The organism is Mesorhizobium sp. WSM4809 (genome assembly GCF_055811655.1).
In genome coordinates, this window is the sequence record NZ_JBVVQW010000006.1 from 368,035 (window position 1) to 392,848 (window position 24,814).

The 24,814-nt window shown below is 63.2% G+C and carries 22 protein-coding genes; 7 read left to right on the forward strand and 15 right to left on the reverse strand.

Going from position 1 to position 24,814, the window contains the following annotated elements; all coding sequences use genetic code 11:
• Positions 1-117: 117 nt before the first annotated feature.
• From AC0L24_RS18380 to AC0L24_RS18390, 3 genes are all read right to left on the reverse strand, one after another.
• Positions 118-1,131 carry a substrate-binding domain-containing protein gene (locus AC0L24_RS18380; protein ID WP_127810013.1) on the reverse strand — a complete coding sequence of 338 codons (1,014 nt, stop codon included), beginning with the start codon at positions 1,129-1,131 and terminating at the stop codon, positions 118-120.
• A gap of 103 nt (positions 1,132-1,234) precedes the next feature.
• A complete protein-coding gene (locus tag AC0L24_RS18385) occupies positions 1,235-2,143 on the reverse strand; it encodes a sugar phosphate isomerase/epimerase family protein (protein ID WP_473564027.1) in 909 nt (302 codons plus the stop codon).
• The gene (locus tag AC0L24_RS18390) at positions 2,140-3,171 is read right to left on the reverse strand and encodes a Gfo/Idh/MocA family protein (protein ID WP_127810011.1); all 1,032 of its coding nucleotides are present in this window, start codon (positions 3,169-3,171) and stop codon (positions 2,140-2,142) included. The genes AC0L24_RS18385 and AC0L24_RS18390 overlap by 4 nt, the downstream gene beginning before the upstream one ends.
• A 197-nt stretch (positions 3,172-3,368) precedes the next feature.
• Here AC0L24_RS18390 and AC0L24_RS18395 point away from each other — a divergent pair, with 197 nt between their 5' ends.
• Entirely contained in the window at positions 3,369-4,394 is a 1,026-nt protein-coding gene (locus AC0L24_RS18395) for a LacI family DNA-binding transcriptional regulator (RefSeq protein WP_127810010.1), read from the forward strand.
• A gap of 142 nt (positions 4,395-4,536) precedes the next feature.
• On the opposite strand, the gene AC0L24_RS18400 is transcribed toward AC0L24_RS18395, so the two are convergent.
• Together AC0L24_RS18400 and AC0L24_RS18405 are read right to left on the reverse strand one after the other, a co-directional pair.
• The gene (locus tag AC0L24_RS18400; protein WP_127810009.1) at positions 4,537-6,090 is read right to left on the reverse strand and encodes a trimethylamine methyltransferase family protein; all 1,554 of its coding nucleotides are present in this window, start codon (positions 6,088-6,090) and stop codon (positions 4,537-4,539) included.
• Between the two features lie 12 nt (positions 6,091-6,102).
• Entirely contained in the window at positions 6,103-8,514 is a 2,412-nt protein-coding gene (locus AC0L24_RS18405) for a GcvT family protein (protein ID WP_127810008.1), read from the reverse strand.
• 242 nt (positions 8,515-8,756) lie between these two features.
• Here AC0L24_RS18405 and AC0L24_RS18410 point away from each other — a divergent pair, with 242 nt between their 5' ends.
• Positions 8,757-10,241, forward strand: a complete 1,485-nt coding sequence (locus AC0L24_RS18410; protein WP_127810007.1) for an esterase-like activity of phytase family protein — start codon at positions 8,757-8,759, stop codon at positions 10,239-10,241.
• An 85-nt stretch (positions 10,242-10,326) separates the two neighbouring features.
• On the opposite strand, the gene AC0L24_RS18415 is transcribed toward AC0L24_RS18410, so the two are convergent.
• A complete protein-coding gene (locus AC0L24_RS18415) occupies positions 10,327-11,112 on the reverse strand; it encodes a L,D-transpeptidase (protein WP_127810006.1) in 786 nt (261 codons plus the stop codon).
• Between the two features lie 172 nt (positions 11,113-11,284).
• Here AC0L24_RS18415 and AC0L24_RS18420 point away from each other — a divergent pair, with 172 nt between their 5' ends.
• The gene (locus tag AC0L24_RS18420; protein WP_127811381.1) at positions 11,285-12,757 is read left to right on the forward strand and encodes an MATE family efflux transporter; all 1,473 of its coding nucleotides are present in this window, start codon (positions 11,285-11,287) and stop codon (positions 12,755-12,757) included.
• 85 nt (positions 12,758-12,842) lie between these two features.
• Here AC0L24_RS18420 and AC0L24_RS18425 read toward each other — a convergent pair whose 3' ends face one another.
• On the reverse strand, positions 12,843-13,241 hold the full coding sequence (locus tag AC0L24_RS18425) for an SH3 domain-containing protein (RefSeq protein ID WP_127382106.1): 399 nt from the start codon (positions 13,239-13,241) through the stop codon (positions 12,843-12,845).
• A 253-nt stretch (positions 13,242-13,494) separates the two neighbouring features.
• On the reverse strand, positions 13,495-13,779 hold the full coding sequence (locus tag AC0L24_RS18430) for a hypothetical protein (RefSeq protein ID WP_127320440.1): 285 nt from the start codon (positions 13,777-13,779) through the stop codon (positions 13,495-13,497).
• A gap of 187 nt (positions 13,780-13,966) precedes the next feature.
• On the opposite strand from AC0L24_RS18430, the gene AC0L24_RS18435 reads away from it, so the two are divergent.
• The gene (locus tag AC0L24_RS18435; RefSeq protein WP_127328887.1) at positions 13,967-14,833 is read left to right on the forward strand and encodes an SDR family NAD(P)-dependent oxidoreductase; all 867 of its coding nucleotides are present in this window, start codon (positions 13,967-13,969) and stop codon (positions 14,831-14,833) included.
• Positions 14,834-14,836: 3 nt separating this feature from the next.
• Here the strand turns inward: AC0L24_RS18435 and AC0L24_RS18440 are convergent, their stop codons facing one another.
• The 3 genes from AC0L24_RS18440 to AC0L24_RS18450 all read right to left on the reverse strand — a co-directional run bounded on the left by AC0L24_RS18440 (position 14,837) and on the right by AC0L24_RS18450 (position 16,890).
• Positions 14,837-15,262, reverse strand: a complete 426-nt coding sequence (locus AC0L24_RS18440; protein WP_127320442.1) for a low affinity iron permease family protein — start codon at positions 15,260-15,262, stop codon at positions 14,837-14,839.
• 304 nt (positions 15,263-15,566) lie between these two features.
• A complete protein-coding gene (locus tag AC0L24_RS18445) occupies positions 15,567-16,208 on the reverse strand; it encodes a DapH/DapD/GlmU-related protein (protein WP_473564028.1) in 642 nt (213 codons plus the stop codon).
• A gap of 148 nt (positions 16,209-16,356) precedes the next feature.
• The gene (locus AC0L24_RS18450; protein WP_473564029.1) at positions 16,357-16,890 is read right to left on the reverse strand and encodes a CreA family protein; all 534 of its coding nucleotides are present in this window, start codon (positions 16,888-16,890) and stop codon (positions 16,357-16,359) included.
• A gap of 187 nt (positions 16,891-17,077) precedes the next feature.
• Here AC0L24_RS18450 and AC0L24_RS18455 point away from each other — a divergent pair, with 187 nt between their 5' ends.
• Together AC0L24_RS18455 and AC0L24_RS18460 are read left to right on the forward strand one after the other, a co-directional pair.
• The gene (locus AC0L24_RS18455) at positions 17,078-17,656 is read left to right on the forward strand and encodes an SCO family protein (protein ID WP_473564030.1); all 579 of its coding nucleotides are present in this window, start codon (positions 17,078-17,080) and stop codon (positions 17,654-17,656) included.
• Positions 17,657-17,666: 10 nt separating this feature from the next.
• Positions 17,667-18,539, forward strand: coding sequence for a 50S ribosomal protein L11 methyltransferase (locus AC0L24_RS18460; RefSeq protein ID WP_473564031.1), 873 nt, complete (start codon positions 17,667-17,669; stop codon positions 18,537-18,539).
• A 339-nt stretch (positions 18,540-18,878) separates the two neighbouring features.
• Here the strand turns inward: AC0L24_RS18460 and AC0L24_RS18465 are convergent, their stop codons facing one another.
• Entirely contained in the window at positions 18,879-20,438 is a 1,560-nt protein-coding gene (locus AC0L24_RS18465) for an anti-phage dCTP deaminase (RefSeq protein ID WP_473564032.1), read from the reverse strand.
• 196 nt (positions 20,439-20,634) lie between these two features.
• On the opposite strand from AC0L24_RS18465, the gene AC0L24_RS18470 reads away from it, so the two are divergent.
• On the forward strand, positions 20,635-22,479 hold the full coding sequence (locus AC0L24_RS18470) for an aminopeptidase P family protein (RefSeq protein WP_473564033.1): 1,845 nt from the start codon (positions 20,635-20,637) through the stop codon (positions 22,477-22,479).
• Here AC0L24_RS18470 and AC0L24_RS18475 read toward each other — a convergent pair.
• The 3 genes from AC0L24_RS18475 to AC0L24_RS18485 form a co-directional block, all read right to left on the reverse strand.
• Positions 22,469-23,365 (reverse strand): LysR substrate-binding domain-containing protein, encoded by an 897-nt coding sequence (locus tag AC0L24_RS18475; protein ID WP_473564034.1) that lies wholly within the window; start codon positions 23,363-23,365, stop codon positions 22,469-22,471. The two genes, AC0L24_RS18470 and AC0L24_RS18475, sit on opposite strands and share 11 nt — an antisense overlap.
• A 355-nt stretch (positions 23,366-23,720) precedes the next feature.
• A complete protein-coding gene (locus AC0L24_RS18480; protein WP_473564035.1) occupies positions 23,721-24,017 on the reverse strand; it encodes an AzlD family protein in 297 nt (98 codons plus the stop codon).
• Complete coding sequence (locus AC0L24_RS18485; protein ID WP_127396440.1) at positions 24,014-24,742, reverse strand: AzlC family ABC transporter permease; 729 nt, start codon at positions 24,740-24,742, stop codon at positions 24,014-24,016. Before AC0L24_RS18485 ends, AC0L24_RS18480 begins: the two co-directional genes overlap by 4 nt.
• Positions 24,743-24,814: the final 72 nt, after the last annotated feature.

Below are 24,814 nucleotides of genomic sequence, written 5' to 3' on the forward strand. Positions count from 1 at the left end.
GGCCCCCCGTCCGCGCCGCGTCCCCCCCCCCGCCCCCCGGCTTTGATGGCCCCGGCCCGCCGCGGCCGCCGGGGGCCCGGGGGGGGGGGGCCGCCCCCGCCCCGGCGGCTTGGGAGGTCAGCGCAGCGCCTGCTTGGCGAGCTCGGCGACGATCTCGTAATTCTCGGGCGTGACGAAGCCGGCGCCGGTGTCGACATTCATCGGCGCCAGCCCCAGCACAACCTGCTGGCAGAGGCTGAGGATCGGCAGATAGCCCTGCAGGAACGGCTGCTGGTCGGCGGTCAATTGCACCCAGCCGCCCTTGAAGCCCTCGACGATCTGCGGGCTGGTGTCGAAGCCGAAATTGAAGATCTCGCCAGCCTTGCGTCCGGCCGCCTGCATATAGGTCGAGACATTGCCGAGCATCTGCCCGCCGGGATAGCCGACCGCCTTGACGTCGGGATTGTTGAGCAGCGCCGCGGTGATCACTGGAATGGCCAGATTGGGATCGGACGCCCATTCGCCACTCGGCGGCGAGGACAACTGGATGACCTCGACGCCGGCTTCCTTCAGTGCGGCGACCGTACCGCGCTCGCGCGCACCACGGCTCTCATTCTCGAACGGACCGATCATGATCGCCTTGTCGCCGGCCTTCAGCTTGCCAAGCTTGAACGCCTCGGCGCCGAGCGCGCGGCCCTGCTGTTCCTGCTGGGCGCCGACATAGCCGCCGCCGAATGCCGCCATCACCTTCGGCACCGGCACGTTCTGGTACATCATCTTGATGCCGTCCTTGTGCGCCTGTTCGGCGAGCGGCATGATCGACGCGTCGCCCGGATGGCCCATCATGGCGATGCCGTTGGGCTTGACCGCGACGGCCTCACGCAGTTGCTGCACCATCTTTTCGATGTCCCACTGGGAGAAGATGTAGTCGACCTTCGGCCCGAGATCGGCCTCTGCCTGCTTGGCGCCATTGTAGACGATGGTGCCGAAAGCGTCGCCCTCGGCGCCGCCGACGAAGAAGCGGATGTGGACGTCCTTGCACCATTTGGCGTCGAGCGCCCGCGCGGGCAAGGTGGAGATCGCAGCGGCAAGTACCGTGGCGGCGGCCACGACGGTCGAGCGCAGAACTGTCCTTCTCATCGTCATGCTCATGCACTTATCCTCCCTTTTTGTCCTCGCAAGCGAGGGGTTTCGACATTCGCTTCGGCAATGTGCGTTGCAGACATCCCGGCCGGCTCCTCCCGCTGGCCGATCCTCACATCGGGTTCGGCAGGTAGCTGGCCCCTCCCCGGCATTGCTTGAGATATTCCAGCGCCCGCACCTGGCCGGTGATCTCGAGGTCGCCGCGATAGACCGGGTCGTGCCAGCCTTCGATATCGATGGCCCCCTTGTAGCCGGCCAGCCGCAATTCGCTGATCACCCGCGTCCAGTCGCTGTCGCCGAAACCGGGCGTGCGCATCTGCACGAAGGGCAGCCGGCCGAACACGCCATGCTCGCGGATGACATCCCAGCGCACCGTCGCGTCCTTGCCGTGCACATGGAAGATGCGGGGCGCCCATTTGCGGATCTGCGGTATCGGGTCGATCAGATAGACGAGCTGGTGGCAGGGCTCCCATTCCAGTCCGAGATTGTCGTCCGGCACTTCGTTGAACATCAGCTCCCAGGCGTCCGGATTGTGGGCAATGTTCCAGTCGCCGGCGGCCCAGTTGCCGTCCATGGCGCAGTTCTCGAAGGCGATGCGCACGCCCTTGTCGGCGGCGCGCCTGGCCAGCGGACCCCAGACTTCCTTGAAGCGCGGCAGGCTGTCCGTCAGCTTCTTGCCGCGCAAACGGCCGGTGAAGCCGCTGACCATCGAGGTGCCGAACAGATGCGCATTGTCGATCACCGTCTCCCAGGCCTTGAGCACGCCGCGATCGACCTCGCCGTCTTCCAGCGGATTGCCGAACACGCCGAGCGAGGACACGGTGACGTCGGCATCGCCGATCGCCTCGCGGATCTGGCTGGCGAGAAGCGGCAGGTCCTTGCCGCCAAGCGTCTGCCAGAAGAAGGGCTGGATGCTTTCGAAGCCGAGCGGCAGGATCTGTTTGATGTAAGCCGCCGGGTCGTCGAGATTGGCCCGCACCATGGTGCCGATCCGGATGTCGAGAAGCGGGTTCGGCGTCATTGTGTGTCCTCTGCGATCGCCACGCGGCGTCCGGTCTCGGCGCTCTCGATGGCACCGAAAACCATGGCCAGGCTCTTGATGTTGTCGGCGCCGCGCGTTTCCGGCTCGGTGCCGGTCTCGATGGCGTGCATGAAATCCAGGAGAATGCCGAGATGGCCGCCGACGCGATCGGACGCATCGAGCGGCGGCACCTCGATCGGCTGGGTTTTGTCGAACATTCCGTCGCGGCCCGGCATCACTGCTTCTGCCCTCAGCTCGTCATTGCCGTCCCAGAGCAGGCTGCCGCGCTCGGCTACGATGCGCCATGTACTTTCCCAACTGGTGCGGAAGCCGGCGGCGCACCAGCTCCCGGCATAGGTGAAGACCTTGCCGCGGCCGAGATCGAAGACGGCGCTGGCCGACGATCCCTGCCGGTACCAGGAATTGGCCGGCTCCCATTCCTGGCAATAGACGCCGGCCGGCTCGCCGGCGACCATATAGCGGGCGGCGTCGAATGTGTGGATCGCCATGTCGAGCAACAGCACATGCGCCATCTCCTCGCGAAAGCCGCCGAAATGCGGCGCGACGAAGAAGTCGGCGTGGATGCTGGTCGGCGTACCAATGGCGCCGGAATCCAGGAACCTGCGGATGCGCCTCACATTGGCGACATAGCGGCGGTTCTGCACGACGGCGTGAATGCGCCCGGCGCGGCGAGCGGCCTCGACGATGGCGCGCGCATTTTCCGGACTGTCGGCGAGCGGCTTTTCCGTCAGCAGATGGCAATTGTGGGCAAAAGCGGAAAAAGCGACTTCGTGCCGGGCGGCTGGAACCACCACGTCGAACACTGCTTGCGGTTTGGTCTGGTCGAGCACGGCGTCGAGATTGCTGCCGATGACGGCATTGGTGAGGTCGTATTCGCGTGCCCTCGCCCGTGCCCTGTCGGCATCGAGATCCACGAGGCCGACAAGGGTGAGCCCGTGGATCTGCCTGATGGCATCGAGCCAGGCCTTGCTCATCGCTCCGCAGCCGACCAGGACGACATCGATCATCCAGCGCTCCTCCTCCGCTCGGTCCCTCCAGACCGATCGTCACGGCATCCACGGCAGGACCGTAAACGTTTTTCCGTAAACGTTTACGAGAACACACCCGAAGGCGTAGAATGTCAATCGGCCCTTGGCGAAATTCGTCTTACCGCCTTGGCCTGAGCGGCTACCGGTGCTAGCCAAGCAAGGGGGAGAACAGTCTCTTGGCGTCCAGCATTCACGACCTTGCCCGTCACTTGAACATATCGATCGGCACGGTGTCGCGGGCGCTGAACGGCCGCGCCGACGTCAATGCCGACACGCGCCAGCGCGTGCTCGAGGCGGCCAGGACGCTGAACTATTCGCCGAACCAGTCCGGCCGCAGCCTGAGGCAAGGCGCCACCCGTTCGATCGCCTTCATGCTGCAGCCGCATCCCGGCGACCAGCAATATGGCGAGCCGTTCTTCATTCCGTTTCTGATCGGGCTGCAGGCCAGGCTTGCCGAAAGCGGGCTCGACCTGACCGTGGTCATGGGGGCGCCGGGCGACTACCAGCAGGAGCGCCTGCGCCGTGTCGTCGAAACGCGCCGCGCCGATGCAGTGCTGCTGGCCTGGACGCGGCGCGAGGACGAGCGCATCGACTATCTCACCCAAGCCGGCTTTCCCTTCGCCACGCTCGGCCGCAGTCGCTCCGGGGCCAAGTCCTATCCTTCCCTCGACCTCGATTTCGAGAAGGCCGGCGCCGACGCCGTCGACCGCCTTGTGGCGCGCGGTCACCGCCGCATCGCCGCTATCCGTCCGTCGCTCGACCTCAACTTCGGCTATCTGTTCCTGGCCGGCTACCGCAAGGCCCTGAAGCGGCACGGCATCGAGATCGACCCCGAGCTGATCGCCTCCGGCTTCATCAACGAGGCCGGCGGCTACGAGGTGACGCCGCAGGTGATGCGCTCCAAGGCCCCGCCGACCGCCATCATCTTCAACAATGATGCAATGGCGCTGGGCGGCTGCAAGGCGCTGGCCGAGATGGGCATCAGGCCGGGCCAGGACATGGCGGTAACCGTCATCGTCGACACGCCGCTCTGCCGCTATTTTTCCCCGGCGTTGACCGCCTTCCGCCCGGCGCTGGAGCCAATGGGACAACGGCTTGCTGAAATGCTGCTGGCGTCGCTTCCCGCCTTCGCCGGCCCGGAGGGTCCACGGATCATCCGCGAGGTCTGGCCGCTGGAGCTGGTCGCACGCGACAGCGATTGATGGTGGCAGCAGGGCCGCCGATGTCGTCCTCCCCTCAAACAGCACACCGGTGCCGCAGTGAACCGGCCGCAACCTTGAATGCGCGGGAGGCGCTGCAGGTTCCGGATCGCGCCACAACCAGGGCGATCAGCGAAAGCCGGCCTTAAGACACCGGCGCCGCTCCGCCCTCTGCCGTGCGCCGCGCGATAAACTCATCCAGCACGCCTGATGTGGCGGCAGCCGTTGCCGGCGGCGCGAAATCGGAAAGCACCCGCCTCCAGACGCCGGTGGCGCGCTCGCTCGCTGTCTTCGAGCCGCTCTGCGTCCAGTTGCCGAAATTCGACCAGTCGGCCACCAGCGGTTCGTAGAAGGCGGTGCGGTAGCGCGCCATGGTGTGGCCGGCCGAGAAGAAGTGGCCGCCCGGCTGCACCTCGGCGATCGCCTCGAAGCCGATCGTATCGGTATCGCCGGGCGTCGCGGCGCAAAGTTCAGCCACCGTCTGCAGCGCCTCGATGTCGGTGATCAGTTTCTCGAAGGAGACACTGAGGCCGCCCTCCAGCCAGCCGGCGGCATGGATGCACATCGTCGCCCCGGCCAGCACCGAGCCCCACAGCGCGAACTGCGTCTCGTGCGCGGCCTGCGCGTCTGAGATGTTGGCGGCACTGCCGCCGCCCGATCGCCACGGCAGTCCGGTGAAGCGCGCCAGCTGACCGGCGCCCAACGTCGCCTTGACGTGCTCGGGCGTACCGAAGGCCGGCGCGCCGGACTTCATGTCGACATTGGAGGAGAACGAACCGTAGACGACCGGCGCACCCGGCCGCACGATCTGCGCCAGCGTCAGCCCGGCGAGCGCTTCGGCATGCTGCAGCGTCAGCGCGCCGGCGACCGTGATCGGCGCCATGGCGCCCGCCAGGCAGAACGGCGTGATGACGGAGATTTGGCCCGCGCGGGCGAAATCGATGATGCCTTGCGCCATCGGGATGTCGAGCTGGCGCGGCGAGTTGGTGTTGATGACGGTGTAGCAATATGCATTTGCCAGAAACTCGTCCTGCGACAGGCCGCGCGCCAGACGAATCATCTCGAACCCGTCCTCGACTTGCGGGGTGCCGCGCGCGAAGACGAACGGGAGCTTGTCCGACAGCGTCAGCTGCGCGCGGTTGACGGCATAGTGGCGAAAGCGGTTGTCGACATCCTGCGGTTCGATGCAGGGCCCCAGCATATGCAGCACGTCGAAATGCTGCACCAGCCGCATGAGATCCTCGAAATCCGCCAGTGTTCCCGGCCGCCGGCCGCGCTCGAGATCCGTGACGTTCGGCGCCCCGCATCCGGCGAGGAAGGTCATCGAGCCGAGCTCCAGCGTCAGATCGCGGGCGCGCGAACCGGCGTGAGCGTGGATCGATCTCGGCGCCGAGGCGAGTGCCGCCGTCACCATGTCGCGGCCGATGCGCACCATGTCGGTGTCCGGATCGACCAGCGCGCCGGCGCTGGCGAAGTGCTCACGCGCCTGCGGCAGCAGCACCTTGATGCCGAGCTCTTCCAGCACCCGCAGCGCCGTTTCGTGAATCGCGGCCACCTGATCATCAGAAAAGATCGGCTGCGGCAGGAACGGGTTCTTCAGCGAATGGTAATTGGGACGGCGGCTGCTTTCGCTGCCGGCCTCGCCCGTGCGTCCACGCCGGCGCTCGCGCCTGCCGTCCCGTGCCGCGTCATCGACCATCGGAAATCCTCCTCATTGCCGCATTGCCTTGCCCAGGGGATCATAGGGCGAGGCCGCGACGACATGCGCCGGCCGTTCCTCCCCCACGACATGCACGGAGAGCGCGGTGCCCTCGCCCGCGAAATCGCGGTCGACCAGCGCCAGCGCCAGGCTCTTGCCGATCGTATAACCGTAACCGCCCGAGGTGACGAAGCCGACGCGCCGGCCCTGATGCCAGACCGGCTCGAAGCCGCTGGCATCGGCATCGAGCGCGTCGACTTCAAGCGTCACCAGGCATTGGCCGCTGCTGGCCTCCCGCTGTTTCGACGCTGCTTCGCGGCCGATGAAGTCGCTCTTGCCGAAAGCGATGAACCGGTCGAGACCGGTCTGGCCCGGCGTATAGCCTTGCGTGAATTCACGCGACCAGATGCCAAAGCTCTTCTCCAGCCGCAGCGCATTGAGGGCATAGTATCCGATTTCGGCCAAGCCGAGATCCTCGCCCGCAGCCAGCAGCGTGTCGCGCAGAGTGGCATGCATGGTCGCGGGGCAACTTATTTCGAAGCCGAGTTCGCCTGATATCGACAGCCGCGCCACACGTGCCTGCACCATGCCGATGTCGAATGCGCCGCAGGCCATGAACGGCAGCGCTGCGCCGGACACATCCTGATGCGTCGTACGCTCCAGAATCTCTCGCGCATTCGGCCCCGTCAGCAGAAAGCCGCTCATCGTGTCGGAGAGGTCGGCGACGGTGACGCCTTCAACCGAATGGCTCTCGAACCAGCGCATGTGGAATTCCCGGAGATAGTAGGAGCCCATCAGCCAATAGTCGCCGCCGCCCCAGTTGAAGACGGTGAGGTCGCCCTTCAGCCGTCCGTCATGGCCGAGCATCGGCGCCAGACCGGCCCGCCCCGGCTTCGGCAATCTGCAGGCGAGCAGCCGGTCGAGCCACGCCTCGGCACCGGGGCCTGAGACCGCATAGCGCGCATAGGCCGAGATATCGACGAGACCTGCGGCGCGCCGCACCTGCAGCGCCTCGTCGCCGACGATGTCGAAGGCGTTGGAGCGCCGCAGCGTCGTGTTCTCGGCAAACCCCATCGGCGCGAAATAGGCCGGGATTTCCAACCCCCAGGAAGCCGTCCATTCGCATCCCGCTTCCGTCATGCCGTCATAGGCGCCGGGGCGTTTCAGCGGCCGGCCGGCGGGCAGCCGCTCATTGGGAAAGGTCATGACGAAGCGGCGCGAGTAGAACTGGCGCGTCGTCTGCCTGAGATATTCCCGGTTCGCGGCGAAGGCACCATAGCGGGCGATGTCCATGCCGAAAATGTCGGCCTGCGGCTCGCCATAAATCATCCATTCGGCAAGCGACTTGCCGACGCCCCCGCCCTGGCTGAAACCGGCCATGACGCCGCAGGCGACCCAGTAGTTCTTTAGGCCGCGCACCGGCCCGACGATCGGATTGCCGTCCGGTGTGAAGGTGAAGGCGCCGTTGACCCATTTGCGGATGCCGGCCGTCGCCAGGCAAGGGAAGCGCTCATGCGCCTTGGCGAGTTCCGGGCTGATGCGGTCGATGTCTTCCGGGATCAGCTCGATGCCGTAGTCCCACGGCGCGCCATCCATGTTCCAGTGCTTTGGATTCTGCTCGTAAACGCCGAGCAGCACGCCCTTGCGCTCCTGCCTGAGATACGAAAAGCCGTCGAGATCGACGGCGATGCCGATTTCCCTGTCCAGCGCCGCGATCTCGGGAATGTCCTCAGTGATGAAGTAATGGTGCTCCATCGGCGTCACCGGCAGATCGACGCCGGCCATGCGGCCGAGCTGCTTTGCCCACAGCCCGCCGGCATTGACGACATGCTCGGCGATGATGGTGCCCTGCTCCGTGACGACATCCCAGCGGCCGTCGGCGCGCGCCTTCAGCTCGACGACCCGGTTGCGCAGGATGATGTCGGCGCCGCGCTTTTTTGCAGCGCCGGCATAGGCGTGCGTCGTGCCGTACGGGTCGAGATGGCCTTCGTTGGAATCATGCAGGCCGCCAAGCACGCCGGTGACGTCGACGATCGGGCAGATCGCCTTGATCTCGTCGGGCGTTACCAACCTAGCGGTCTCGATGCCGACCGACTGGAACACCGCCCAGGCCGATTTCAGCCACTCCCAGCGCGCGGGATCGCTGGCGATGTTGACGCCGCCGGTCATATGCAGGCCGATATCCCAGCCGGATTCGGCCTCGATCTCGCGGTAGAGATTGATGGTGTAGTCCTGCAGCGCCGCCACGTTGGGGTCGGCGTTGAGCGCATGGAAGCCTGCCGCCGCGTGCCAGGTCGAACCGGCCGTCAGTTCGGCGCGCTCGATCAGCGCCACATCGCTCCAGCCAAATCGCGTCAGATGATAAAGGACGGAGGCTCCGACCACGCCACCCCCGATGACGACTGCGCGGTAGTGCGACTTCAAGGCTTCCCCTCCACGGTTAGTCCGAAGGCTGGACCATATACGCACTAGACATAAGTGTCCAGTACCGCGCGCGCATCGTTTTTCGTCGACCGCCGGCATGCACTGCGCGCTGTCACGCAAGCATCATGTTCGCGCCGTAGACCGCGTTTCGGGGAGGCTTGCGCGGCATCATCGATGTCGCACCTCTTTCAGTTTTTCGTCCCGCGGCCGCTCCGGCACATCCGTCACAAAGAGGATTATCCATGAAACACCTATATCGAACCGCGTCGCTCGGCGTCGCGCTGGCCTTGTTCACCGCCTTGACGCCGGCGCTCGCCGACAGCACCGCGACCGTCGGCGGCACGAGCTTTGTCAACAAAGGGCTGGTCGGCGTCGGCCGCATCCCGGCCGCTCAGCGCGACAAGTTCGGCGAGACGTTTGGTTCGGGCTCGGGCATGTCGATCGACACATCAGGCTGGACGCATGAGGCCGCCGGCTACAAAGGTTCGCTCTGGCTGCTGCCGGATCGCGGCTACAATGTCGTCGGCACCACCGACTACCGGCCGCGCCTCAACACCGTCGCCATCGAGTTTACCCCGGTGGCACCAGGTGCGGCACCTGCTGCCGGCCAGCAGCAGACCGGCGTCAAGGCAACGCTCGCCGACACCATGCTTCTCACCGACGACAAGGGGGCTGATGCCACAGGCCTCGATCCGCTCAACGGCGTGCGCGCGGCAAGCGGCGACATGCCGATCCTGCCGCAAGCCGACAATGGCAAGCTGGCGCTCGACAACGAGGCGATCGTGCGGCTGCCCGATGGTTCGATGTTCATCTCCGACGAATACGGCCCGAACATCTATCGGTTTTCCGCCGACGGGCATCTGCTGTCGGCAACCCAGCCACCGGCTGCGCTGGTGCCGATGCGCCACGGCACGCCGAACTTCGCCTCGGACAATCCGGGACCCGGTGCCGCCGAGCCCGATCCGAAGGATCCCGACACCGGCCGCCAGAACAATCAAGGCCTCGAAGGCATGGCGATGACGCCCGACGGCAAGTTCCTGATCGCCGTGCTGCAGTCGGCGGCCAGGCAGGACGGCGGCGATTCCGGCTCGACCCGCCAAAACACCAGGGCGCTGGTCTATGACGCGTCCGACCTCGCCCATCTCAAATTGGCGCACGAATATGTCGTGCCGCTGCCGGTGTTTAGGGATGCCAAGGGCAAGACCAAGGTCGCCGCGCAGAGCGAGATCGTGGCGCTCTCCGACAAGAGCTTCCTGATGCTGGCGCGCGACAGCGGCAACGGCCAGGGCCTGAAGGGCGACGCCTCGCTCTATCGCCAGGTCAACGTCGTCGACCTATCCACCGCGACCGACATCGCCGGCGGCGCCTTCGACGGCGCTGACAGGCCGGTCGCCCCCAAAGGCGTCGTCGACCCATCGGTGACACCGGCCAAGCTGACGCCATTCATCGACATCAACGACAGTGCCGAGCTCGGCCGCTTCGGCCTGCACAATGGCGCGCCCAATGACCAGGATAACCTGTCCGAGAAGTGGGAGGCGATGTCGGTGGTCAGCGTGCTCGATGCGAAGCTGCCCGACGACTACTTCCTGTTCGTCGCCAACGACAACGACTTCCTCGCCCAGGACGGTTTTCAGGTCGGCGCGCCCTACAAGGCCGAAGACGGCGCCAATGTCGACACCATGTTCCTGGTCTATCAGGTCACGCTGCCGGGTTTGGCCAAGAAGTAACGACCACTGCACGGACGGGCGCGCTTGGCGCGTCCGCCCGGAGCACTATTGCTGGTGTTTTTCCAGGCAGATTGATTGAGAAGGCTTACTTCAAGAACTCCGCGTCCTTCGGGACGCCCGCATCGATCGGCTCGGCGGTTCTGCTCGACACGGCCATGATCTTGCCGGCGGCCGACAGGTTGGGACGCACGAAGACCTGAGCGGGGCCGTTGACGCGGCTGTAGAGGTCGATGATGTCCTGGTTCATGAAGCGCACGCAGCCCGACGAAGCGTTCTTACCGATGGAATCCCACTCCGGCGTGCCGTGCAGCCGGTACATCGTGTCCTTGCCGTCGCGGAACAGATACAGCGCGCGGGCGCCCAACGGGCTCTGCGGGCCGGGCGGCATGCCGTCCTTGTATTTCGCCAGTTCCGGCCGGCGCTGGATCATCTCCGGCGGCGGCGTCCAGACCGGCCACTTCTTCCTCGCCTGGACCACGGCGCTGCCGGTCCATCCGAAACCGGCTTTGCCAAGGCTGACGCCATAGCGAATAGCTGTGCCGCCCTCGCGCACCAGATAAAGGAAGTGCTCAGACGTATCGACGACGATCGTGCCGGGTTTCTCCCCGGTCGGATCAGCCACGATCTGGCGCACGAATTTCGGATCGACCTTGGCAACCGGGATTGCCGGCAGTTGATAGCCCTCGTCGACACGCGCCGCATACATGCTTGCGGCATCGCCGAAAGCCGGATCGCTCGGCGGTGCTGCATCCGGCGGCGGCGGCGCCACGTCTGTTGTTGTACACGCCGAAACAGCCAGGGCGCCCAAAGCGGATGCACCGAGAAACGCGCGCCGGTTCAGGCGCACAGAAAACAGCGGAATATCGGACATGACCCCCCGGCTTATCCAAGATCTGATAGGAATGCGGCCCCACGCATCGAGGATCAATATCCCATTCCGGAAGCTTTGAGAACATGATTAGATCAAGGCACAACCTGCGTTCCGTTGTATCGGCAATCATCGCGGACGCGACTTGAAACAAACCGTCGCCGAGCTGCCCGCCATGGACGAAAAAAATCCCCCGCGCCGGCGCACCGGCGACCTGACCAGCGGCCCGATCCCGCGCACGCTCTTGCTGTTCGCTCTGCCGGTGCTCGGCTCCAACGTGCTGCAGTCGCTCAACGGTTCGATCAACGCCGTCTGGGTCGGCCGTTTCCTCGGCGAATCGGCGCTGACCGCCACCTCCAACGCCAACCTCGTCCTGTTCCTGATCCTCGGCACCGTGTTCGGCATCGGCATGGCGGCCACCATCCTGGTGGCCCAGTCGGTCGGTGCCCGCGACCTGCCCGAGGCGCGCCGCATCGTCGGCACCAGCGCGACGTTCTTCTTCCTCGTTTCCGTTATCCTCGCGGTCTGCGGCTGGATCTGGGTCGACGCCATTCTCAACACGCTCGGCACACCGGCCGATGCCTTGCCGCTCGCGCGCTCCTATCTGCGCATCATCTTCGTCGCCGTGCCGATGATGAACCTTCTGTCCTTCGTCATGACCGTGCTGCGCGGTGCCGGCGATTCACGCACGCCCTTCTTCTTCATGGCTCTGGCCGTCGTCCTCGACATCGTGCTCAACCCATTGCTCATCCGCGGCATCGGACCGTTTCCCGAACTCGGCATCGCGGGCTCCGCCACGTCCACGCTGATCGGCCAGACGGTAAGCGTGATCGCCATCCTGATCGTGCTCTATGTGCGCAGGCATCCGCTGCGGCTGGCCGGCGCCAACCTCGCCCTGCTGCGGCCCGATCCCACCTTGCTTCGCATCGTCGTCGTCAAGGGCGTGCCGATGGGTCTGCAGATGATCGTCATTTCGGCGGCGGCACTGACGGTGATGGGCATCGTCAATTCCTACGGCTCACAGGTCGCCGCCGCCTACGGCATCGCCGCCCAGCTGTGGACCTATATCCAGATGCCGGCGCTCGCCATCGGCGCCGCGGTGTCCTCGATGGCGGCGCAAAATGTCGGCGCCGGGCGCTGGGACCGGATCGGCCGCATCGCCGCCTCCGGTGTCGGCTTCAACCTGGTCCTGACCGGCGCACTGGTTGCAGTGCTGTCGGTTTTCGACCGTTCGGTGCTGAGCCTGTTCCTGAGCAGCGACAGCGCGGCGATCGACATCGCCGTCCACATTAACAATGTCGCCTCGTGGTCGTTCATTCTGTTCGGCATAACCATCGTGCTGTTTGCCACCGTACGAGCCACGGGTGCCGTGATGCCGCCGCTGATCATCCTGGTCATTTCGGTGCTGGTCGTGCGCACCGGCTTCGCCTATTTCATGCGTGGCGTGATCGGCGAGGAAGCGCTGTGGTGGAGTTTCCCGGTGGGTTCGATCAGCTCGCTTGTACTGGCGGCGGCCTACTACCGTTTCGGCCGCTGGCGCACCACGCACATGATCGAGAACAGACCAGCAGCCGGCGAGCCGCCGGATACCGGTCTTGGCGTGCCACGCGGACGCGCGCATCTTTCGCCTGAAACACCGAACGGCTGAAGTACCCGTCAGGCCATGGACATGGCGGCAGGGCCGCAATTGATTTGCCGCCCTGCCCGTCACGCCAGACCCGGCGCAAATGAACCTATTTGCAGGAGAAGCCGGGCGCGATCTTGCACTTGCCGGGACGTGGCCTGTGCGGCCGATGGTGCGGAGGACGGTGCGGCTTGTGCCAGTGTGGCGGCCGATGCGGCGGACGCACGATGATGATTGGCGGGCGAACGATTTGGGAGCGTTCGAGATAACCGGAGCTGGCCCAGCCGCTCACGCCGCCGCCATGAATTCTGCACCAGCCCGGCTGGCAGCCGGTGACATTGACCCTGAAGCCGCCGGGCAGCGTTCCGACCCTGGCATATCCCGCTCCCGGCCCACTACGGACATTGAGATTGGTCGTGGTGTGGGCGCTGTAAGCGAAGGCTGCGGCGGACGTCCCGAAGACCGCGGCCATTATGGTCGCGAACACAAGCAGAAAACGAAATCTCATCAGTCCCTCCATTCGAATCCGGCCGTTCATCTGCTTCGGCCAAGACTGCCCTGCAAGAGGGAGCGGCCAAGCCAAGAAAAGTCAACAGGTGGGCGGCCGTAACCGTCCTGGCCAGCGGGACTGATGCCGGATTTTTCTTGGACATGGTTGAGGAATTTCCCGGTTGCCGCTTATTGGCTCTTCAACACCGCTGACGTTTACTGTTTTTCGACAATTCACCGCGGATCCATGGGCAAAGGCAGGGTCGAGGCATTCACCGACGGCGCATCGCTTTCAGTTTTTCCGCCACCGATGCGGCAAGGTCGGCATAGCGCTCCTCCAGCCGTTCCGCGGCCTTGATGATCGAGAAATCGTGGCCGAACTTTTCCAGCGCCATACGCAGCTTCTCGACGAACTCGGCTTGTTTCTCCAGGGCGGAAAAGAGCGTCTTCACCTGCGTTTCGCTGATGTCGGGGTTGGCCAGCATCTGCGGCACCTCGCGGCCCATCTGGTCGCCAATGGCGGTCTGTTCTTTCAGGATTGCAACCCAGTCCGTCAATCAGGAAATCTCCGTTTGTCCCCGAGGCTGAAGTTTGTTTTGTCCCCAGGCAAAATCTCTTTTGCGGAGGCAAAGGGCAACATGCGCAGCCTCGACCGAACTGGTCAACCCGACAAGGCGGGCAGAGGCTTGCGCCGGCCGGTTCCGGCGCTAAGTTCGGCGCCATCGAACAAGGAACCCATCGCCCATGATCACCGACGCCGAGATCCAGACCGCCCTGCCCGCGCTTGCCCCAGGCAATGCCGCCGTTATCACCGGCGCCGCCAGCGGCATCGGTCTGGCGGCCGCCAAGCGGCTTGCACTGATGGGCATGAAGATCGTGCTGGCCGATATTGGCGGCGCGCGGCTGGACGACGCCTCGCGCGCCGTTTCCGCGATTGCCGGCGACGATGCCGTGCTTGCCGTCGCCGCCGACGTTTCGAAGGCGGATGAGGTACACCGCCTCGCCGAAAGGGCGTTCGGCGCCTTCGGCGGCGTGTCGCTGCTGATGAACAATGCCGGTATCGGCGACAATCCCGGAAAGCCATGGGAAAACGGCGATGCCTGGAAACGGCTGCTGGACATCAATTTCTGGGGCGTCGTGCATGGCGTCGAGGCCTTCGCGCCGCGCATGCTGGCCTCGGCCAGCCCGGGTTTGATCGTCAACACCGGCTCCAAGCAAGGCATCACCACGCCGCCCGGCAATCTTGCCTACAATGTCTCCAAGGCTGGGGTGAAAACCTTCACCGAGGGCCTGTCGCATGCGTTGCGCAACGAACCCGGCGCCCATGTCGCTGCCCATCTTCTGATCCCCGGCTTCACCTTTACCGGCCTGACCGAGGGCGCGACGGAAAAACCGGCCGGCGCCTGGACCGGCGAACAGGTTGTGGATTTCATGCTGGAATCCCTGACCCGAGGCGATTTCTACATCCTGTGCCCGGACAATGAGGCGGCCCGCCCGCTGGATGAAAAGCGCATGGCCTGGGCGATCGGCGACATCATCGAGAACCGCCCAGCCCTGTCGCGCTGGCACCCGGACCACAAGGACAGTTTCGCGGCGTTCATGAAGAACTGATCTTCAGGCCGCCTGCTTTTTCGACCCGCGCTTTTTCGCCACAACCTTCTTCGCCGCCATGTCGGCGATTTGTTCGTCATGCCGCTTTGCAGCACGCTCGCATTTGGCGCGGATTTCCTCGACTTCGGATTCGGTCAGATGCTCGATGCCGATGAAGTGGTTGTGGCCCTTGCCGACCCGGATCAGTTCGTCGAGCTTGGCCTGGATCGCCGCGCCGTCGCGGTTCTGAGTGTTCTGGATCAGGAAGACCATCAGGAAGGTGATGATGGTCGTGCCCGTGTTGATGACGAGCTGCCAGGTGTCCGAAAAGCCGAAGAACGGACCGCTCACCGCCCAGACGATGACGATCAGGCAACAGAGGGCGAATGTCGGCGGCAGGCCGGCTATGCGGGCGACCCAGTTGGCGACCTTGGTGAAATGCTTTTCCATCGATCAAAATCCTCAACGCTGCGGCGCGATGAGAACAATCAGCGACCGTTTCAGGTTCCCGATGCAAGCAAATACCTCCAGGTACAATTGCCTACACGCATAGGGAGAATAGCCTGGAAAACACACCTTATGGGTCCAATGTCACAATGACCCTGCAGGCGAGAGTGCCTGTTCCTTCCGCTTCACAGCGGTTTAACTCCAGCCCCTTCCGCTGCGCCACCCCCGCATGGCGGAAGGGGTTTCAGTCCGGCGGGCCTTGAAGCGCGTCGCCCGACTCCGTCTCAACGCTACGCACTTGAACTGGTCAGACGGCGTCGTTTTCCCAGCGATCGAGGAACGTTTCGATCGGCATGGCCTGCATGTCGGGAACCGCTCTGGCCAGCTTTTCGACCGGCCAGTCCCACCAGGCGAGAGCTTCGATCCGCGCCGTGATATCCGGAGCGAAGCGTGGCCGGAGAGCCTTCGCCGGCACGCCGGCGACGATCGCGTAGGGCGGCACATCACGTGTCACCACGGCGTTGGCGCCGATGACGGCACCGTTGCCGATGGCGACCCCAGGCATGATCACCGCGCCGTGGCCGATCCAGACATCATGGCCGATGGTCACGGCTTTCGCCTGCCGCCGCTCGCGGAATGCGGCGTCGACGCCCAGCCAGCGAAAATACTCGTTCGGCCGGTAGCTGACCTTGTGCTGGGTCAGCCGCTCGATGGGATGCTCCAGCGCGTTGACGCGGCTGTTGGCGGCGATCGAGCAGAATTTGCCGATCGTCGTGTAGATGGCTTCCGAATGGCGTTCGAAATAGGAGAAGTCACCGACCGTGACCTCGCGCAGCACCACCCGCTCGCCGATCGAGGCATAGCGGCCGAGCTTGCACGCCTTCAGCTCCGCGGTCGGATGGATGCGCGGCTCGGGGTCTTTCGGGACGAGATTTTCGGAACGGTCCATGCCGGCGGCTTTACCCCTAGGCGATTGGTCCCGCAAGCGGGGCCAATCGTCCGTCAGATCGTTTCCCAGCAAGGATTCGCCCGCGCGAATGGTCCCGCAAGCGGGACCATTCGTCCGTCCGACCAGTTCCGGGAAAGAATTAAACTGCCTATTGCGGCTTGCCTTTGGTCCACACCACGTTCTGGCCGTAGAGCGGCACGGTGGTGACCGACATCTTGGCCGAGCCGTTCTGCACCTGGCGCGAATGCGAGAGATAGATCAGCGTCTCATTGGCCTTGTCGTAGATGCGGTTCACCACCTGCTTCTTCCAGATCAGGCTGATGCCTTGCTTGAACACTTCCTCGCCGCCCTCGCTCATGTCGATGTCGCCGATGGTGATCGGGCCGGTCTGGCGGCAGGAGATCGAGGAATCGGACGGATCCTCGAACCAGTTGCCCTTGTGCAGGCGATCGATGATGCCGCGATCGAAATAGGAGACGTGGCAGGTCACGCCCTCCACCTTGGGATCCTTGATCGCCTCGACGATGATGTCGTTGCCGAGCCAGTCGACGCCGACCTTGCCGACTTCCTCGGCCACAGCAGCGCCGGCGCCAAAGACAACGCACGCGGCCAATGCGCCGCCGATCAGTTTTCGCCCAATCAGTCCGTTCCCAATCAGTCCGTGCCCAATCAGTCTGTGCAATGGAGCCTCCTGCGGTTCGAGTGCCGGTCACAGGTGGGGCGAGCAGCCCGGCTTTGCAAGCAGATTCGTCAACACCGCTGCGGTTGCGGCAACGCGGCACTTTGCCTGCGCGGGGCCGAACCGCTAAGACTGTCGCACGGGCGCGGCATGGAGCCGGCGCGACGATTTCTGCAGACGGACTTTTCTGATGATGCGTTCTATCCTGGTCGGCATTCTCGTCCTGATGGCGGCCGGCATCGGCTGGCTGACCTTCGACTGGTACCGCGGCCACTATGGCGGCGAGCCTTTCGGCGCCGCCTTTACCCTGGTCGACCAGAAAGGCGCGCCGATCACCGAGGCCGCCTTCAGGGGCGAGCCCAGCGTCGTCTTCTTCGGCTTCACCCATTGCCCCGAGGTCTGCCCGACCACGCTGTTCGAACTGGCCGGCTGGCTGAAGACGCTCGGCGACGACGGCAAGACCCTGCACGCCTATTTCGTCTCGGTCGATCCGGAGCGCGACACGCCGGAGGTGATGAACGCCTATGTCAGCAATTTCTCCGACCGCATCGTCGGCATCACAGGCGATCCGGACAAGGTCCATGCGATGGCCAAGTCGTTCGGCATCTACTGGAAGAAGGTCGACACCGGCAACGGCGACTACACGATGGACCACACCGCCTCGGTGCTGCTGCTCAACGCCAAGGGCGACTTTGCCGGCACAATCGCCTATGGCGAAAGCGCCGATACGGCCATCGCCAAGCTGAAGCGGCTGGCGGCGAAAAGCTGATAACCATCTCATGACCCAGACGCGCCTTTACTTCACCACCGGAAAGATCGAGTCCGTCAGCATTTTCGCGGCGCTCGAGGCGGCCTTCGAGGAAGAAGGCCTGCCGATCGCCGTGCTTGAGGTCGACGAGGACAAAGACATCCACGAAGTGTCGCTCTATGCCGATGGCGACGTCGATATGGTCGAGACCCGCTTGAAAGACATTCTTGCCGGGCTTTCCTTGTCGAGGCCGATCGAGCGCGAGGCCCTGCCCGACATCGACTGGGTGGCGCATTCGCTGGAAGAGTTGAAGCCGGTGCGTGCCGGCCGTTTCTTCGTCCACGGCGCGCATGACCGGAGGAAGCGCCACAGCGGCGAGCTCGCCATCGAGATCGAGGCCGGCCTCGCCTTCGGCACCGGCCACCACGGCACCACCGCCGGCTGCCTGGAAATGCTGGAAAAGGTTGTTCGGCGCGAAAACCCGCGCAATGCGCTCGACCTCGGCACCGGCAGCGCTGTGCTGGCGATTGCCGTCGCCAAGCTGGCGCATATTCCGGTGCTCGCCACCGACATCGATCCGGTGGCGGTCAGGGTCGCCGCCGCCAATGCGCGGCTGAACCACGTCAAGGCGCTGGTGGAAACCGCGACCGCGCCGGGCTTTCACCACCCGATCTTCGGCAAGCGCGCGCCCTTCGATCTGATCGTCGCCAACATACTCGCGCGGCCGCTGATGCGGCTGGCGCCGCAAATGGCTGATCACATCGCACTTGGCGGCTCGATCGTGCTGTCAGGCATCCTCGAGCGACAGCGCGACGCCGTCATCTCGGCCTATGTCGGCCAGAATTTTCGCCACGTGCGCACCTTGCACCGCGAGGGCTGGGTGACGATCCATCTCAAGCATTGAGGCAGACAGGCGACTGAAGACACGGCAGCGGGCGTGAAATCCGACCCTAGCGGAAATGCCAAGTCTCTAGGCGCCGAGAATCCAACCAGCCCCTGAGATTGACTATGCTTTCAGGCGGGGAACCACTGGCGCCGGAAATATGCCTGAAGCTTGGACGCGCTTAATCGCATCGCGTCGAATTGCGAGGGTCCCAGCATCCACAAACGCGACGACATTAGGGCGCGCAACACTCGGAGAAACATCGCCCTTTTTCTGACCTCCCACTTTCAGATCAAGCGAAAGTTGCTCGCCTGATTCCTGACGCCTGGTCATCCCCATCCTCCTGCAGCGAGTGCCTATCTAAACAGTTTGCTCTTTGTCTGAGAGGTCCGCAATAATTTTCGCTTCATATTCTGACTGATTGTCGAGAGGTATGCGAAACACCGGAAGGGCAAATTTCGGCGACTGCTTGATCAATGCCCCATCCTTTTTCCGATCTGCGGAAGGCCTAAACAGCCTGAGATAGTTTCTTGGCGCGACGCCATCATATTGGCGAAAGACGACCCGCCCCTTATCTTCGGGGTCTTCGGTTACCGAATCGTTATGAAGCGCGACAGCCAAGCTCTTATCGTAAGGCTCGATATAAATAACTGACGTAATCCCAGCCGCGACAATGTGCCTAGCACAATTGTGACAAGGGTATACACTCGTGTAGAGAGTCGCATTTGAAAGGGAGTTTCTACCCTCACGAGCAATAGAAAGTATTGCCTCCATCTCCGCATGAATCGACCGTGAAAATTCAATCAATGAATCAATCTCTGTGCCTTTTAATAGATTTCTAACATCGACATAAGTCTGACCCTTCTTAAGAATTCCGGATCTAGATATTGTCATAGCTATCTTGTCAACAATATCGGTTCTTCTGGTTTCATTGTGGCAAACGCAACGCCCCCATTTGAAGCATCTATTGTCATTGTCTACCAGCGCTTTCTTTTCCAAGCTCCACACTGATTGGTCGTCCTCATTGTATGGGCCGCCACCAAAGCGAGGAACATCATTCCAGCCCACTGAAATGAGCTCGCCTCCCTCGGAAACAATCGCCGCGCCCACTTGACGTGACATGCAGGCCGAATTTGCCGCCGCTGAACTAGCCTCATACATTGCAGATTCTGCTCTTGTCGGCGTATGGACAGAGGTATTGAAAGTGATGGAAAGATACCTTGATATCTTCTTTCTAAGCTCATCGATTTTGTTGTCATTGCAAACAAAAAAATCGGCCTCTACAAATATCTTTCTAGTTTTCTGACCGAATGTCTGGATTTCTATACGATCGCGATCCATGATCCTTTTGACTGAATCATCTGGGACTCCGTTGTTCTTAAGTCGCGAGGATCGCAAACCGTCGGGAGCAAAAACCCCGAAGACGCACAGCGTTTCTCCATAAATTTGCTTAAGTAAATTTAGCTCGTCTGTATTCTTAAGCGAATCAATGATGTAGGCTCGGCGCCCTGGAAGCAACAGGCCGCTCTCCGAAAGACCGCCATTTTCCTTGCGAAATTTGTATATCCGCTCGATTGCTTTTTCAGCAAGATAATTGCCCCCAAAGCGCTCTCTAAGGCTGTTTCCAGCTGTTTGCATCTCAGTGATGTATTCATCCAAAGGCGCTTTCGGAATGCCCGCCGTTCGTACGCGGTGAGCTTCAGCGCGGATAATCTCGCTTGGCTTTATCGTTGGACAGACATTATAGCCAAAGTCCTGAGTAAGAATGTCGCGGATAAATCCTGCCGCTGTCGACACCCCAGATCCCACCGGCCCCACCAAGGCGATGACAAGTTCTTGCGAAAGACGCTCTGCGATGTTCGTCGCAACGCTTGTCCGCTCTGATTTTTCGAGAAGATCTTGTAATGCTGTTGAAGCCATGGATGATTGCCCCTCCCATCTGCAACTTCAATTGAAGCGCACGGAATTTACTTTTGTCAGATTCGCTGACTAATTATCACAACTTTCAAACCGGTCACTGCCGAAATCAGATGCCTTGCACACGAACCCTTCCGAAAATCCATTCCGATTTTCAGGCCCATGCGCTACGGTCGCGCCGACTTGAGGGAGGCCCACCATGTTCCAGACTTTCGATTCCGCGGGCGACCCGGCCGTCGGCAAGCCACGCGTGGCACCGCTACGCCAATGGCTGGCGGACAATGGGCTGGACGGTTTCATCGTGCCGCGCGCAGACGAGCACCAAGGCGAATATGTCGCCGACCGTTCGGCACGGCTGAAATGGCTGACCGGCTTCAGCGGCTCGGCCGGCGTCGCCATCGTCCTGCGCGACCGCGCCTTCGTCTTTGTCGACGGGCGCTACACGCTGCAGGTGCGCAGCGAGGTCGATCTCGATGTCTTTTCGATCGAAAGCCTGGTCGACAATCCGCCGGCGGTCTGGCTGAAAGACAATCTTGGCAAGGGCGCGCGGCTCGGCTTCGACCCATGGCTGCACACGATCAGCGAGATCAAGGCGCTGCAGGCCTCGGCCGACAAGTCGGGCGCTGTGCTGGTGCCGCTCGACAAGAACCCGATCGACATCATCTGGAAGGATCAGCCCGACGCGCCGGTCGCCTCCGTCGAGCTCCACCCGATCGGCTTTGCCGGCGAGCTCGCCAAGGACAAGCTGGCGCGGCTGGCGACGGCGATCGCCAAGGACGGCGCAACCCATGCGGTGCTGACCGACCCCTCCTCTATCGCCTGGGCCTTCAACATCCGTGGCGGTGACGTGCCGCACACGCCCCTGGCGCTCGGCTTCGCCATCCTCGCCGCCGATGGGTCGCACCAGCTTTTCATGGATAAGCGCAAATTCTCGCGCCAGGTCGCGGCCTATCTCACCCAGCTCGCCGAGCCGCATGAGCCCGGCGAATTCGAAGCGGCAATCGTGGCGCTCGCCAAGAGTGGCGCGAAAATCGCACTCGACCCGGTGCTGGCGGCCGACAGGCTGCGCATGCTGGTCGAAGAGAATGGCGGCACCGTGATCGCCGCAGTCGACCCTGCCCGCATCCCGCGCGCCACCAAGAATCAGGCCGAGATCAACGGCTCGCGTGCCGCGCATCGCCGCGATGGCGCGGCTGTGGCGAAATTGCTGTGCTGGCTGGAGCGGCAAAAACCCGGCTCGCTCGACGAGATATCAGTCGTCACCAGGCTGGAGGAGTCGCGCCGGCAAACGGGTGAGGAAACCCAGATGCCGCTGCGCGACGTCTCCTTCGACACCATTTCGGGCGCCGGCCCGAATGGCGCCATCATGCATTATCGCGTGTCGCGCGCCACCAGCCGCAAGCTGCAGGCCGGCGAGCTGTTCCTGCTCGATTCCGGCGCGCAGTATCAGGACGGCACCACCGACATCACCCGCACCGTGCCGATCGGCCAGCCGACCGAGGAAATGCGCGAACGCTTCACGCTGGTGCTGAAAGGCATGATCGGTATTTCGACGCTGCGCTTCCCCGCCGGCACGCGCGGTTCGGAAATCGATGCCGTCGCCCGCATGGCGCTGTGGAAGCACGGTTGCGACTTCGCCCACGGCACCGGCCATGGCGTCGGCTCGTATCTGGCCGTGCATGAAGGGCCGCAGCGCATTGCCCGCACCGGCACCGAAAAGCTGCTCGAAGGCATGATGCTGTCCAACGAGCCCGGCTACTACAAGGAAGGCGCCTACGGCATCCGCATCGAGAACCTCATCCTGGTGACGCCGGCGGAAGAGGTCGAGGGCGGCGATATCGCCATGCACGGCTTCGAGACATTGACGCTGGCGCCGATCGATACCCGCCTGGTGCGCACCGATCTCCTGACGCGCGACGAGCTGCATTGGCTCGACACATACCATGCCCGCGTGTTGGCCGAGATCGGGCCGATGCTCGACGGCGAGACGCTAGCCTGGCTAGGAAAGGCCACCGCGCCATTGCCGCACGATCTCAAGCAGTAGTCGCGGCGGCAACCTTGCTTGGTATTGGGGAGCCTTGCTCCGCAAGCAGCTCCCGCAAAGCCTGGACGTTGGGAGAGCCGGCTCCCTTGCGCCAAAACAATACCGTCAGGGCATTGTCCTCGTCCGAAGGCAGTTCATGCACCTGCAGCCTGCCACTTTCAGGGAAGCCCTTGAGCACGCTTTTGGGCATCAGCGCTATGCCCATGCCAGCCGCCACGCAACCGAGCATCGCATGATATGAACCGAGCTCGACGATTTGCTCGGCCATGAAGCCTCGGCGAGCATACCATTCTTCCAGCCGCCTGCGATGTGGACAGCCATGCTCGAAGGCTATCATGGTTTTGGGCATGTCGCTGCGGTCCTCAATCGAACCACGCGATGCCGCCGAGACAATGACCAATTCCTCACGAAATGCAGCCTGCTTCTCGAATGGAGCGTCTGCGAGCGGCTCGGCCGCGAGCGCAGCGTCGAGTTCGCCGGCGAACATGGCGGCCGCGAGAACCTGCGGGTTGCCGGTGCGCAGTTGGATCTCCACCTCGGGATAGCGTGCGTGGTACTCGGCGAGCAGGCCTGGAAGCCGCGCTGCGGCGGTGCTCTCCATAGCGCCAAGTCGCAGCTTACCGCGTGGGCGCGGATCGAGGACCGCCGTTCGCGCTTCCTCGGCAAGCGCCAGCAACCGGTCCGCATAGACAACCAACCTTCGGCCGGCGGCCGACACCTGCAGCCGCTTGCCTTCGCGGATAAACAGCCGCACGCCCAGATCCTCTTCAAGCTGCCGGATGCGAGTGGTCACGTTGGACTGCACGCGAAACAGCTTTTCCGCCGCCTTGGTGATACCGCCCTCGCGCACCACCATGCGAAAGATGCGAAGGTCGGCCAAATCCATATATCTCTCCCGGAGAATAAAATGATCTTAATAATTCATTTTATCTGATGATAAACGGCGCGTAAATCGCCTGTTATCGACGCCGATTCGGGCGTCAACCACGGGAGATGGAAATGTCACCTGAACCTCTCGGCCGCTGGCCGATCGATCTTGGCGCATTGACTGCGGTGCAGCGCGACGCCCTTTACACCAACCTTGTGCGTCGCGCCCATCAGGAGAGATCGGAGGCAATTCGGCTGAGCGCGGTGTGGATTGCTTCGATTTTCAAGGAGCGCCTGACAGGAATTATTGCCTCGATCACTACGTGTATCGGCGCTGCGTCAGTGAGCATACGTGGACTGACTAAGTCAAAAAGTCAGCCGGCGAACTGCCGGGCGATGATCAGCACCGCCGCACCCGCCAAGAACATGGACATCAGCCCACCGCGCAGCGAAACCACAGCCGTTACCACCAGTGCTGCCCACTCCGCCGGCCCGGCATTCAACAGTTCCGGCGCCACCAGCGTCGTCAGCACCGCCGCCGGCACGGCGTTGAGACCAGCCTCGACGCGCGGATGGATGGTTTCGAAGCGGGAGATGACCAGATGCCCGCCGATGCGCGTCAGATAGGTCGCGATTGCGCCGGCGATGATGATCCAGAAGGTCGTGCTCATGGCCGCGCCTTTACGCCGCTGTGATGGGGAGGCAGGATGACCGCCAGCAGCACACCGGCAACAGCGCCGATCGAGACATGCCAGGGCGAGCCCACGGTCTTATAGGCGATGATCGAGGCGGCGGCGCTGGCGATGACCACCGGCAGCCACAGCGGCCGCTTGCGGAAGCCCAGCACGAGACCGAGGAAATAGATCGGCAGCAGGAAATCGATGCCGAGCGCATGCGTGTCGGGGATCAGCTTGCCGAACAGTGCGCCAAGCGCGCTTTCGACGATCCAGAACAGATAGACCGGCAAGCCAAGCCCCAGATACCAGGCAAAGCCGACCGTCTGGCCCGATTGCGCCCGCGCTTCGGCCACCGCGAATTGCGGATCGGTGAGGATGAAATAACCAAGTGCCTGCTGGATGACAGGCCAGTGCGCGATGCGCCGGCCGATGCCGGCGGAATAGAGCACGTGGCGGAAATTGACGGCGAAGATCGACAGCACGATCAGCCACGGCGCCACATGCTGGCCGAACAGCTGGATGCCGACCATCTGGCTGGCGCCGCCATAGACCAGCGCGCTCATCAGGAAGGCTTCCAGGACCGAGAAACCATTGTCGACGGCTAGCGCACCGAACAGCACCGCAAACGGCGCCGACGCCACCACGACAGGCATCGACAGCCGCACGCCCTGCCAGAAATCGCTTTTATCGCCGCTCTCGGAAATTGCTTGCGCCGACATGGCCTCTCCTTGATCAGGGCCTGATGTAGGAAGCGCTGCCTGCCTTGTCACACGAATTCGCTTGAGCCAAAC

Excerpts from the sequence above, each read along its gene's own strand:
- AC0L24_RS18380 (WP_127810013.1), bottom strand. The coding sequence starts at position 1,131 with ATGAGCATGACGATGAGAAGGACAGTTCTGCGCTCGACCGTCGTGGCC.
- AC0L24_RS18385 (WP_473564027.1), bottom strand. The coding sequence starts at position 2,143 with ATGACGCCGAACCCGCTTCTCGACATCCGGATCGGCACCATGGTGCGG.
- AC0L24_RS18390 (WP_127810011.1), bottom strand. The coding sequence starts at position 3,171 with ATGATCGATGTCGTCCTGGTCGGCTGCGGAGCGATGAGCAAGGCCTGG.
- AC0L24_RS18400 (WP_127810009.1), bottom strand. The coding sequence starts at position 6,090 with ATGGTCGATGACGCGGCACGGGACGGCAGGCGCGAGCGCCGGCGTGGA.
- AC0L24_RS18410 (WP_127810007.1), top strand. The coding sequence starts at position 8,757 with ATGAAACACCTATATCGAACCGCGTCGCTCGGCGTCGCGCTGGCCTTG.
- AC0L24_RS18415 (WP_127810006.1), bottom strand. The coding sequence starts at position 11,112 with ATGTCCGATATTCCGCTGTTTTCTGTGCGCCTGAACCGGCGCGCGTTT.
- AC0L24_RS18420 (WP_127811381.1), top strand. The coding sequence starts at position 11,285 with ATGGACGAAAAAAATCCCCCGCGCCGGCGCACCGGCGACCTGACCAGC.
- AC0L24_RS18425 (WP_127382106.1), bottom strand. The coding sequence starts at position 13,241 with ATGAGATTTCGTTTTCTGCTTGTGTTCGCGACCATAATGGCCGCGGTC.
- AC0L24_RS18435 (WP_127328887.1), top strand. The coding sequence starts at position 13,967 with ATGATCACCGACGCCGAGATCCAGACCGCCCTGCCCGCGCTTGCCCCA.
- AC0L24_RS18440 (WP_127320442.1), bottom strand. The coding sequence starts at position 15,262 with ATGGAAAAGCATTTCACCAAGGTCGCCAACTGGGTCGCCCGCATAGCC.
- AC0L24_RS18445 (WP_473564028.1), bottom strand. The coding sequence starts at position 16,208 with ATGGACCGTTCCGAAAATCTCGTCCCGAAAGACCCCGAGCCGCGCATC.
- AC0L24_RS18455 (WP_473564030.1), top strand. The coding sequence starts at position 17,078 with ATGATGCGTTCTATCCTGGTCGGCATTCTCGTCCTGATGGCGGCCGGC.
- AC0L24_RS18460 (WP_473564031.1), top strand. The coding sequence starts at position 17,667 with ATGACCCAGACGCGCCTTTACTTCACCACCGGAAAGATCGAGTCCGTC.
- AC0L24_RS18465 (WP_473564032.1), bottom strand. The coding sequence starts at position 20,438 with ATGGCTTCAACAGCATTACAAGATCTTCTCGAAAAATCAGAGCGGACA.
- AC0L24_RS18470 (WP_473564033.1), top strand. The coding sequence starts at position 20,635 with ATGTTCCAGACTTTCGATTCCGCGGGCGACCCGGCCGTCGGCAAGCCA.
- AC0L24_RS18475 (WP_473564034.1), bottom strand. The coding sequence starts at position 23,365 with ATGGATTTGGCCGACCTTCGCATCTTTCGCATGGTGGTGCGCGAGGGC.
- AC0L24_RS18480 (WP_473564035.1), bottom strand. The coding sequence starts at position 24,017 with ATGAGCACGACCTTCTGGATCATCATCGCCGGCGCAATCGCGACCTAT.
- AC0L24_RS18485 (WP_127396440.1), bottom strand. The coding sequence starts at position 24,742 with ATGTCGGCGCAAGCAATTTCCGAGAGCGGCGATAAAAGCGATTTCTGG.